Source organism: Brevundimonas sp. NPDC046655, from assembly GCF_044901625.1.
Lineage (GTDB): Bacteria > Pseudomonadota > Alphaproteobacteria > Caulobacterales > Caulobacteraceae > Brevundimonas.
In genome coordinates this window covers 1,228,433-1,239,044 of record NZ_JBJDPV010000001.1, presented here as the reverse complement: position 1 = coordinate 1,239,044, position 10,612 = coordinate 1,228,433, and the positions used below count along the sequence as shown (strand labels likewise).

General features: G+C 68.1%; 8 protein-coding genes and 1 pseudogene. 4 read left to right on the top strand and 5 right to left on the bottom strand.

All coding sequences use genetic code 11. From position 1 onward, the window contains the following. Positions 1–1,201, bottom strand: a 1,201-nt coding sequence (locus ACI2KI_RS06130; RefSeq protein ID WP_404618486.1) for a PepSY-associated TM helix domain-containing protein, incomplete at its 3' end; no start/stop codon positions are given. 177 nt (positions 1,202–1,378) lie between these two features. Here ACI2KI_RS06130 and ACI2KI_RS06125 point away from each other — a divergent pair. Beyond that, positions 1,379–3,433 (top strand): TonB-dependent receptor, encoded by a 2,055-nt coding sequence (locus tag ACI2KI_RS06125; protein WP_404618484.1) that lies wholly within the window; start codon positions 1,379–1,381, stop codon positions 3,431–3,433. A 7-nt stretch (positions 3,434–3,440) separates the two neighbouring features. Then, entirely contained in the window at positions 3,441–3,866 is a 426-nt protein-coding gene (locus ACI2KI_RS06120; protein WP_207826197.1) for a MerC family mercury resistance protein, read from the top strand. Between the two features lie 41 nt (positions 3,867–3,907). Here ACI2KI_RS06120 and ACI2KI_RS06115 read toward each other — a convergent pair whose 3' ends face one another. The 3 genes from ACI2KI_RS06115 to ACI2KI_RS06105 form a co-directional block, all read right to left on the bottom strand. Next, on the bottom strand, positions 3,908–5,005 hold the full coding sequence (locus tag ACI2KI_RS06115) for a methyltransferase domain-containing protein (RefSeq protein WP_207826198.1): 1,098 nt from the start codon (positions 5,003–5,005) through the stop codon (positions 3,908–3,910). A 194-nt stretch (positions 5,006–5,199) separates the two neighbouring features. Further along, the gene (gene dmeF / locus ACI2KI_RS06110) at positions 5,200–6,162 is read right to left on the bottom strand and encodes a CDF family Co(II)/Ni(II) efflux transporter DmeF (protein WP_404618481.1); all 963 of its coding nucleotides are present in this window, start codon (positions 6,160–6,162) and stop codon (positions 5,200–5,202) included. A 9-nt stretch (positions 6,163–6,171) separates the two neighbouring features. Next, complete coding sequence (locus ACI2KI_RS06105) at positions 6,172–6,447, bottom strand: metal/formaldehyde-sensitive transcriptional repressor (RefSeq protein ID WP_178828414.1); 276 nt, start codon at positions 6,445–6,447, stop codon at positions 6,172–6,174. 278 nt (positions 6,448–6,725) lie between these two features. On the opposite strand from ACI2KI_RS06105, the gene ACI2KI_RS06100 reads away from it, so the two are divergent. Further along, a complete protein-coding gene (locus ACI2KI_RS06100) occupies positions 6,726–7,208 on the top strand; it encodes a hypothetical protein (RefSeq protein ID WP_312781896.1) in 483 nt (160 codons plus the stop codon). A 272-nt stretch (positions 7,209–7,480) separates the two neighbouring features. On the opposite strand, the pseudogene cueR reads toward ACI2KI_RS06100, so the two are convergent. Continuing rightward, positions 7,481–7,878: pseudogene (gene cueR / locus ACI2KI_RS06095) on the bottom strand (Cu(I)-responsive transcriptional regulator). A 382-nt stretch (positions 7,879–8,260) separates the two neighbouring features. Between cueR and ACI2KI_RS06090 the strand changes: the two are divergent. After that, positions 8,261–10,606: a heavy metal translocating P-type ATPase gene (locus tag ACI2KI_RS06090; RefSeq protein ID WP_404618478.1), complete on the top strand. Its 2,346-nt coding sequence runs from the start codon at positions 8,261–8,263 to the stop codon at positions 10,604–10,606. Positions 10,607–10,612 lie beyond the last annotated feature (6 nt).

The window sequence follows — 10,612 nt, the reverse complement described above, 5'->3', positions numbered from 1 at the left end:
GTCGGTTTGTGCAAAACTCTTCCCCCGCGGGGGGGGTGGTGGGGGGGGGGGGGGGGGGGGGGGGCCCCCCCCGCCCGGGGGGGCCGGGGGGGGGGCCCCGCCCCCCCCCACGAAGCCACATGATCAGGCCCGTGATCGACAGGATCACCGGGGAGACGCCGCCCAGGACGATGATGGTCTGCCAGATCAGGCCGGTGTCGCCGCCGTCGTGGATGTTGCGCATCCAGCGGGAGAGGGGATCACCACCGCCCGTCGGACCTTGGCCAGGCTTGATCTGGCCGGAGGCGTCGACGATCTGCAGGGTTGTGGGAGCTGGTTGTCCCGGCGGGGCGATCTGAATGCGCCAGGAGGGCTCATTTCCTATGATCGGCGCGCTGATGCTGATGATCCGGGCCCCCGCCGTCGAGGCTTGGGCGCTTCGGAGCACGGCGTCGATCTCAAGACTGGGATGGGGGATCGGCGGGGCGAAGCGGTCGCCCTGCGGCGCGGAGGATCCGGCTTCGGCTTGGTGGACCCCGAACAGGGCGCGGCTGGTCTGGGGGAAGGATATGTAGACACGGGTCAGGGACAGGACGGCCAGCGGCAGGCAGATCCAGAAACCGATCATGTGGTGCAGGTTGAACAGCATGGACGGACCGCGGCGCCAGCGCAGGGCCTTCAGCACGGCGCCGTTTCGCGGCCACCATAACCACAGGCCGGTGGCGCAACTGACGAACATGGCCCAGCCCAGCCCGCCGACGAACTTGGGGCCGACTTTCGGAATGAAGAGAGACCCGTGCAGTCGGTGCAGCCATTGGGGTAAGGCGCGAGAGACGTCGGCCAGACCGAGAACCTTGCCGGTTGGGGGATCAATCCAGACGTTGAGATTGCGCAGTCGGCCGCCGGATGCGTCTTCTTCCTTCAGCCGAGCCACCACCACGACCGGGTCTCCCGCCTTCTCCGGCAGGCGAAGCTGGGTGAAGTCGGCCTGGCCCTTGAAGGCGGTCTCGGCGGCCTGGACATAGATCGACGGCGCCTGCCTGACGTCCGGACCGCTGACCGCATAGCGTTCGGGGTGAGTGAGGCGCTCCAGCCCGTCTTTCCAGACCAGGATGGCGCCGGAGGTCGAGAGCGGAATGATGGCGATCAACAGCCCCACGCCGATCCAGAGATGGACGTCCAGCCAGAGGCGACGCAGTCGGCTGGAAAGGGATGCGGTCATGATGGGCTCACGATGGGGCGCTTTCGTCCTTAGCAGGCTGATTTTCAGTCGCAAGTCCGTCGCAACGGAATGGTCGACGGGCGGCCCGGAAGGAGGGCGAAGGTCGAGGCGTCTTGACGGGTCGTGATGTTATCTCATAACAGGTTGCGGCGCGGTCTTCGCCGTCCGAGGTTCCCCATGTCTGTATCGCTTTCCCCCGTCCGGTCGCCGCGTCTTCTCCTCCTGACGGCCGCCGCCTGGAGCTGCCTGGCCGGGGCCGCCGCCGCCCAGAGCCAGGCCCAGGCCCAGAAGGCGCCGGAGGAGGTCGTCGAGGTGGCGGACGTGATCGTCACGGCGGCGCCCTATGGCGTCAGCCACCGCGCCACCGTGATCGCCACCGACGTGCTGGACGAAGAGGCCCTGGCCGTTGCGCCGGTCTCGTCCCTGGGAGATCTTCTGGCCGGGCGGCCCGGCCTGCGGTCGACCAGCTTCGCGCCCGGCGCCAGTCGCCCGGTCATTCGCGGCCTGTCCGGTCCGCGGGTCCAGGTTCTGAGCAATGGCATCGGCCTGATCGACGCCAGTTCCATCTCGCCCGACCACGCCGTGGCGACGGATCCGGCCGAGGCCAGCCGGGTCGAGATCATCCGCGGGCCGGCGACCCTGGTCTATGGCGGCTCCGCCATCGGCGGGGTGGTCAACATCATCGACGACCGGGTTCCGACGGAACTGCCGGAAGGCGGCCTTTCGGGCGTGGTCTCCACCCAGGCCTCCAGCGTCGACGACGGACGCAGCCTCTTCGGCCGCGTCACCATCGGCGCGGGCCCCTTCGCCTTCAACATCGACGGCGTGCGGCGCAAGACCGACGACTATGACATCCCGTCGCCTGCGATCTCTCGCCGCCTGGCCGAAGCCGAAGGCGTCGAGCGCGGACCGGGCGGGACCCAGGCCAACAGCTATACCGATCTGACGACCTGGGGCGTCGGCGGCTCCTACATCGGCTCCAAGGGCTTCATCGGCGTCTCCTACAAGGACACGCAGAGCGAATACGGCACCGTCGCCGAACCCGATGTCTTCATAGACCTCGACCAGACGCGCGAGGACGTGCGCGGCGAATACCGGTTCGAGGCGGGGCCTTTCAAAGCGATCCGCGGCGCCTACGGCCATGCCGAATACACCCATACCGAGTTCGAAGGACCGGGCGAGCCGGGCACGGTGTTCAACTCGGACGGCCAGGAAGTGCGGATTGACCTGGTCCAGCGCGAACGGAACGGCTGGAACGGTGCGGTCGGCGTCCAGGGCCTGTCACGCACCTTCGAAGCGGTCGGCGCCGAGGCCTATATCCCCTCGGTCGATATCGAGGAGACGGGCGTCTACACCGTCCAGCGCCTTGACCGCGGCGGCCTCGGCTTCGAAGGCGGTCTGCGGTTCGATCGACGCACCCTGGCGGCCACGCCGCTGGGAACCGCGGATCAGGTGGAGCGCCGGTTTGACAACTGGTCGGCGTCCGGCGCGGTCTTCCTGCGCCCGGCTCCGGGCCTCTTCCTCGGCCTGAGCCTGGCGCGTAACGAGCGGGCGCCCAGCGAGGTCGAGCTGTTCGCGAACGGCCTGCACGTCGCCACGGCCGCCTATGAGGCCGGGGATGTCGACCTGGACTCCGAGAAGGTGACGACCCTGGAGGCCACGGCCCACTACGACAAGGGCCGCTTCAGCGGGGACCTCCACCTGTACGGATCCAAATACGACGGCTTCATCGACGAGCGGCCCACGGGCGAGAGTTTCGACGCCGAGGGCGAGCTCTTCCCGATCTATCAGTTCGTCCAGACCGGGGCGGACTTCTATGGTTTCGAGGCCGAAGGCGCCTACGCCCTGTGGGAGAGCGGCGCGCGCAAGCTGTCGCTGGAAGGCGCCGCCGACTACGTCAAGGCCGACACCGACCTGGGACCGGCGGCGCGGATCCCGCCCTATTCGGCGACCGCCCGCCTGGCGTGGACGTCAAAGCCGTTCGACGCCGCCGTCGAGGTGCGCCGGGTCGGCCTGCAGGACGAGGTGGCCGAGGGGGAAATGCCGACGGACGGCTATACCCTGCTGAATCTCTCGGGGGCCTGGAGGCCGTTGGCGGACCGCAATGTGACGGTCTTCGCCGAGGCCCGGAACCTGACCAACGAGGAGGCGCGCGAGCACGTCTCCTTCCTCAAGGACATCGCGCCCCTGCCGGGCCGTAATCTGCGCCTCGGCGTGGCCTACCGGTTCTAGGCCGAAGATGACGGCGACGGTGGAACAGGGGGCCGCAAGGCCAGGGATCGGCGGGCGCGCCGGAGGACGGACGGGCGACGCCCTGTCCATTCTCCTGTCCAGCCTGTGCCTGGTCCATTGCCTGGTCCTGTCCGTCGCCGCCGGCGCCCTGTCCCTGGCGGGCGCCTGGGTGCAGACGGCATGGGCGCACTGGGCCCTGGCCTTCGCCGCCGCAGCCCTGTCCGGCTGGACCCTGCTCCGGGAGCGGCGCGGCCTTTCCAGGATCGTGATCGGGCTGGCGACGCTCGGCGTGGTCCTGCTTTTTGCGGGCGCAACGGAAACGCCCTCGGCCGCCTGGGGGACGCTCGTCACCGTCTTCGGGGGACTGATCCTGATCGCCGCTCACGGACTCAACTGGCGACGTCGTTTCGCCTCGCCTTGCGGCGCCTGCTGAACGCCTCGACCCCTTCTGTCGATCCGGCTGATCCGGCGGCCTCAGGCGGGCAGGCTTGTCTCCTTGACGCCGGTGATCCTGAAGAAGGGGCCGATCAGCAAGAAGACCGCGCGCAACGCCACTTCGCCCGAAAGGCTGTTGTAGAGGCGGGCGAGTCTGGCCTTGGTGGGGGAAAAGCGTCTGATCTCATCTTCCGGGACGGGCGGGATGATGATCCTGGCTGCGAAGTTCGTGCAGCGTTTCAATATCCGGCGAGGCCCGATGCTGCTCATGAGACAGGTGGAGACATAGGATTTGCCGCTCCGCCAGGCGACATAGCGAGCCTGGTAGCGATGCGGCAGAAGGCCGACGCCCCACACCATCACATGGGGTTCCGGCGCCAGGCTGAAGCGGTTGGGCGTGCTCAGCGCCAGGCGTCCGCCCGGCCGGGTCACGCGGTCGATCTCGCGAAGATAGGCGTCGGGGCGATCGACATGCTCGATCACGTCGAGCGAGACGACGCCCGATAGGGCTCCGTCGGCCAGGGGCAGGGCCTCTCCAAGGCCGGCGGCCAGGATCGGCCTCCCTCCGTGCGCCAGAATCAGGCGCCTGGCCACAACCAGCCAGGTCATCGAGACGTCGACGCCAATGCCGGAGCCGGGCCGCTTCATGTCCGCAGCGGCCGCCAGGAGCATCCCCGGGCCGCAGCCCAGATCGAGCCAGACATCCTGGGAGGTGGCCTCGGCCAGCCAGCCCGAGATATCCCCATGGAGGCGTTCGGGCGCCGCCAGGACCTGACGCGTTCTCATCCCGATCAGGTCTTCATCCCACCCGGAACGGCGAGCGTAGACCGCGCGAACCAGATCCTCCAGCGGAAGGTCCAGGGCCGCGACCTCGCGAGCGGTCGCCAGGTCCTCTTCGAAATCGATCCAGCTTTCCCCCGGTACGCGCAGGTCGGGGATGCCGTCGACCTGGCCATAGGCATGGCCGCACCTCCTGCAATCGAGGGTCGCCTTGCTGCAGGCGAGCGCTCCATGGCAACGCGGGCATCGCCAGATGGACGTCTGGCCGGCCGGGACGCGCGAGAGGATAGGGCTCAGAGCCTCTGCGGAGGTCGCAGATGACCGCACGTCGTTCCTGGAATTCGGGGGCGAATGCATGGCCCGGCTCCTTTGCCGGTCGCCTTTCCGGCAGCGCGCGGCCACTGAGGACTTGCGGCGACCTCCCTGGAAGTCGCCGCATCCTCCACATAAGCGCGGTGAACGCCGATTTGTTGCCGGTCAGCCGATGACGATAGGCATGCGCTTCGTTTGGCTCGGCGGGGATGGCTTCGGCCGTAGGCTGCGGTGACGCCTCAGCGGCATTCCACGGTCAGATGCCCGAGTTCATGAACCGGCCTGAGCCGGGCGCGAACCGTGTCGCCGTCGACGCCGCCGGTCACGCTGACGATGGCGGCATGGGCCTCTGGACCGATGCGCCAGACGTGCAGATCGGTGATGCGGACGTCGCCCGGTCCCTCGACGCATTCGCGCACTTCGGCCTCGATGTGGCGGTCGGTCGTATCGAGCAGAACGGCCGCCGTGTCGCGCATCAGGCTCCATGACCAGCGGGCGATGACAATGGCGCCGACGATCCCCATCACGGGGTCGAGCCATACCCAGCCCAGGTAGCGCCCGGCGACCAGGGCGATGATCGCCAGAACCGACGTCAGGGCGTCAGCCAGGACATGGAAATAGGCTGAGCGCAGATTGTTGTCGCGATGTCCGCCTTCATGAGGCTGACCCTCCCGGGCACCATGATGGTCGTGATCCTCATGGTGATGGTGGCCATGACCATGACCATGATGGCCATGGTGATGACCGCCGCCCGCCAGCAGCAGGGCGCTCGCCAGTTTGACCCCCAGGCCGAGGATGGCGACCAGGGCGGCCTGTCCGAAGGCGACGGAGCGGGGGTCGAGCAGCCGGGCGACGGACTCGCCGGCGATGCCCAGCGCCACGATGCCGAGGACCAGCGCCGAGGCGAAACCGGCCAGATCGCCGACCTTGCCGGTCCCGAAACTGAACCGCCGGTTGGCGGAATGACGTTTGGCGTAGGCGTAGGCGGCCGCCGCCACGGCCAGGGCGCCCGCATGGGTGGCCATGTGGAAGCCGTCGGCCAGCAGGGCCATCGAGCCGTAGATCACGCCGGCGATGATTTCGCCGACCATCATCACTGCGGTCAGGCCGACGACCCACAGGGTTCGACGCGCGTTCTCGTCATGGGCGCGGCTCAGGAAGTGGTGGTCGTGGGTCAGGTGTTCGGTATCGAACAGGGTCATGGGCGTGGACTACCTGGAATAGCGGCGGATGATGGCGATCAGTTCTTCAGCGCCGTTCTGACGTTCGGCGTCGCTCAGTTCGGGGTGGGCGACGTGATGGCGCAGGTGGTCCTCGATCAGCTCTTCCAGCAGCCCGCCCATGGCGCCGCGTGCCGCGGCGACCTGTTGAAGGACTTGCGAACAGTCGGTGTCGCTTTCGATGGCCCGTTCGATCGCGCCCAGTTGACCGGCGATCCGCCGCACGCGGGCGACGAGCTTCTTCTTGTTGGTTGATGTGTGCGCCATAGAATACCCCTGTATAGTATCTTGAGGGGCCGTGCCTAGCGCTGGAGTGCGCGTCCGAAAGAATGTCGGCGGGCCTCCTGGCTCCCATCGAGGGGGAGGTGCGGTCGCGCTGCGGTCTTCTCAAAATGGGCGAATATCGGCGCATTCTGAAGGGCGGAGCACCGGACACGGGACTGTTCTAGTGCGACAGCAGCCAGGACAGGTGGGCGTCGTCCTGAAGGCCGCTGGTCATTCCGCCCCATAGGCGTTGCGCCAAGGGCCCGCGGCCAAAGGCCCCCGTGACGATCAGGTCGGCGCCAAAGGCGGCGGGCTTCGGCGAGAAGGTCTGCGGCGACCGCTGTTCCTGCTGTCGCCGGGACGTGGCTGACTGCGGCCGCCACAGCATGCCGCTCGAGATGCCGGGCGACGTCTGCAAGTCGATCCTGTTCGACCTCGTCGCCGACGCCGACCACGGTCACGGCCCGGGCGCGCCGGAGCAAGGGCAGGGCGTCATGAAGGGCGCGTCTGGCCTGGGGGGCGTCTTTCCAGCCGATGACCGCATTGGCGAGACTGAGGTCCGCGTCCTTGCGTCCAAGACGCAGGACGGGGCCGCCGCCGTGGATGGCGAGTTCGCCGGCGTGAGGAAGCGCACAGTCGATCGGCGGGGGCGACGAGGTGACGAGCAGGTCTGCGGCGAGCAGGTGATGGCGCAGCAGGGGGGCCGGCTCCGCCATGCCGGAAAGCCATGCGGGGGCGTTCGAGCCGGAGCCAAACACCTGTAGAAAGGCCTCGTGGGCGCCCGCGAGGGCGGCGTCCATTCTTCGCGTGTCTTCTAGGACTGACAGGGGCGAACTCGCCACGGCCGTCCTCAGTGCTGACCTCCGGGGCCAGGCGAAACACAGGGCCGTCAGCCGAGCGTCGAACTTCGCGGCCAGATCGCGCGCCTGTTCCAGGGTCTGGACGAGATCGTCCCTCGGCGTCGCATCGACGATGATGTCACGGTAGGTCATGGCCGTTCTCCGTGCTGCGCCCCTATGTCAGGCGTCTCGGGTCGTCAGTTTTCACGCGCCGCAGCTAGGTCGGCGAGGATGGGGCAATCCGGCCGCTCATCGCCTGCGCAACAACGCGCCAGGGTCTCCAGGGTGTCAGCCATGGCCTGCATTTCGGCGATGCGGGCATGAAGGCCGGCGAGGCGCTGCTCGGCGACGGCCCTGACCTCCCGGCTGGGCCGCGTCCGGTCGCGCCACAGGGAGAGCAGGATGACGATGTCTTCGATTGAAAAACCGAGCGTGCGGGCGCGGCGGATGAACCGGAGCTCGTTGATGTCGCGATCGCCGAAGGCGCGATAGTTGCTCCGGTGCGCTCCGCCGGCCGGATCAGTCCTGTGGATTCGTAGTAGCGGATCATCTTGGCGGACACGCCCGTGGCGCGAGAGGCTTGGCCGATATTCACGCTGAAACTCCTGTGGCGCGGGACTTCATGGTCGGAAGACCCGTTCTGGCTTCGGGTTGGGAAGGTCTCCGGTCATCGCAGTCATGACCCGGGCGCCCATGACCTGGTGGTCGCGGCGATCGCCCGGGACTTCATTTTCCAGCCTGCTGCACGGCGGCGCACGCCGCCTGAATCCTGGCCGGACTGTCGATGCAGCAGCGATCATCCGCCACCATCCATGTTGCGCCGCTCATCTGGTCTTCGGCGGCGTTCCGATTGGTTCAGAAGCAAGGCTTGTTTCCGACTGCATCATCGGTCTTGATAGACCATCCAGCATACGCTTCCGGCGCGTCTTGAACCATTCAGGACTCTCGGCCGGTCGGGCGCTGACAGGAGTGACGCCATGCCGACGGCCCACGACCCTCACCAGAGCCATGCCCACCAAGGCTCTCCGCATGAAGGCGAAAAGGCGATTGATCCGGTCTGCGGCATGGCCGTGGATCGAGCTTCCGCTCAGCATCGCTCAGAACACGAAGGCCACGACTACGTCTTCTGTTCAGCGGGTTGTCGGACGAAATTCGTCGCGAACCCGGGGCAATACCTCGGCGAAAAGCCCGAGGCGAAGCCCGCGCCGCCCGGGACGATCTACACCTGCCCCATGCATCCCGAGGTGCGTCAGGTGGGACCAGGCGCCTGTCCGATCTGCGGCATGGCGCTGGAGCCCGAGACGGTCACCGCCGAGGCTACGCCCAATCAAGAACTGAAGGACTTCACGCGCAGGCTCTGGGTCGGCGCCGTCCTGACCCTGCCGGTCGTCGCGCTGGAGATGGGCGGTCACCTGACCGGGCTCGCGGACCGGGTTTCGGGCCAGACATCGAACTGGATCCAGTTCGTGCTGGCGACGCCTGTGGTCCTGTGGGCCGGCTGGCCATTCTTCGAGCGGGGATGGAAGTCTATCCTGAACCGGCGTCTCAACATGTTCACCCTGATCGCCATCGGCGTCGGCGCAGCCTGGATCTACAGCGTCGCCGCCGTGCTGGCGCCGGGGCTGTTTCCCTCGGCCATGCTGCGCATGGACGGCAGCGCGCCCGTCTATTTCGAAGCGGCGGCGGTGATCACCGTGCTCGTCCTGGTCGGCCAGGTCCTGGAGTTGCGCGCGCGAGAACAGACCTCCGGCGCGATCCGGGCCTTGCTCGACCTGACGCCGAAGACGGCCCGTCGTGTTCGCGACGACGGCGCCGACGAGGATGTGACGCTTGACCTCGTGGCGGTCGGGGATCGGCTGCGCGTTCGACCGGGCGAAAAAATCCCGGTCGACGGCGAGATCCTCGAAGGGCGCGTGGCCATCGACGAATCCCTCGTGACCGGGGAATCCATGCCGGTGACCAAGGAGGCCGGGGCCAGGGTCATCGCCGGTTCGTTGAACAAGACGGGCTCCTTCCTCATGCGCGCGGACAAGGTCGGCGCCGACACCCTTCTGGCCCAGATCGTCCAGATGGTGGCCCAGGCCCAGCGCAGCCGCGCGCCCATCCAGCGCCTGGCCGACCTGGTGTCCAGCTGGTTCGTGCCGGCCGTCATCGGCATCGCCGTGGTCGCCGCCGCGGTCTGGGGCGTGATCGGACCCGACCCGCGCCTGTCCTACGCCCTGGTCGCATCGGTGACGGTTCTCATCATCGCCTGTCCCTGTGCGCTGGGCCTCGCCACGCCGATCTCGATCATGGTGGGGGTGGGGCGTGGCGCGCGCGCCGGCGTCCTCATCAAGAACGCCGAGGCGCTGGAGCGGTTCGAGAAGGTGGACACCCTGGTGCTCGACAAGACCGGCACCCTGACCGAGGGACGACCGTCGGTCACGGCGATCCGACCGGCCGAGGGCTTTGACGAAGTCGAGCTTCTTCGCCTGTCCGCCAGCCTGGAGCGGGGCAGCGAACACCCCCTGGCCGACGCCGTCGTGCGCGCCGCCGCCGATCGCGGCCTGACGCTTTCCGAGGCTGCGGAGTTCGACAGCCCGGTCGGGCGCGGCGTCACCGGCCTGGTCGACCGCCGTCGTCTGTTCCTGGGCAATGCCCGCTTCCTGAGGGAGGCCGGGATCGATGTCGCCCCCCTCGAGGCGGCGGCAGAGGTTTTGCGGGAGGAGGGCGCTACGGCCATCTTCGTGGCCATTGACGGCGCTGTGGCCGGCGTTCTCGGCATCGCCGATCCGGTGAAGGCCACGACCGCCGACGCCATCCGCGACCTGAAGGCCGCTGGCCTTAGGCTGGTGATGATGACAGGCGACAATCGCACGACGGCTGAAGCCGTGGCGCGGAGGTTGGGCATCGACGATGTCCGGGCCGAGGTGCTGCCGCAGGACAAGGCTTCCGTCGTCCAGCAGCTCAGGGCCGAGGGGCGCGTCGTCGCCATGGCCGGAGACGGCGTCAATGATGCGCCGGCCCTGGCCGCCGCCGACGTCGGCGTCGCCATGGGCGCCGGTTCAGACGTGGCCATCGAGAGCGCGGGCGTCACCCTGCTGGGCGGCGATCTCCAGGGCATCGTCCGGGCGCGGCATCTGTCCCGGGCCGTCATGGGCAACATCCGTCAGAATCTGGTGTTCGCCTTCGGCTACAACACCCTGGGGATCCCTGTGGCGGCCGGCGTCCTCTATCCGGTTTTCGGCCTGATGCTGTCGCCGGCGCTGGCGGCCCTCGCCATGGCGCTGTCCTCGGTCAGCGTCATCGCCAATGCGCTGCGTCTGCGGGCGGTCAGGCTTTAGGGGGCA

Coding starts and splice junctions, on each gene's coding strand:
- ACI2KI_RS06090 (WP_404618478.1), top strand. CDS start 8,261: ATGCCGACGGCCCACGACCCTCACCAGAGCCATGCCCACCAAGGCTCT.
- ACI2KI_RS06105 (WP_178828414.1), bottom strand. CDS start 6,447: ATGGCGCACACATCAACCAACAAGAAGAAGCTCGTCGCCCGCGTGCGG.
- ACI2KI_RS06120 (WP_207826197.1), top strand. CDS start 3,441: ATGACGGCGACGGTGGAACAGGGGGCCGCAAGGCCAGGGATCGGCGGG.
- ACI2KI_RS06115 (WP_207826198.1), bottom strand. CDS start 5,005: ATGCATTCGCCCCCGAATTCCAGGAACGACGTGCGGTCATCTGCGACC.
- dmeF (WP_404618481.1), bottom strand. CDS start 6,162: ATGACCCTGTTCGATACCGAACACCTGACCCACGACCACCACTTCCTG.
- ACI2KI_RS06125 (WP_404618484.1), top strand. CDS start 1,379: ATGTCTGTATCGCTTTCCCCCGTCCGGTCGCCGCGTCTTCTCCTCCTG.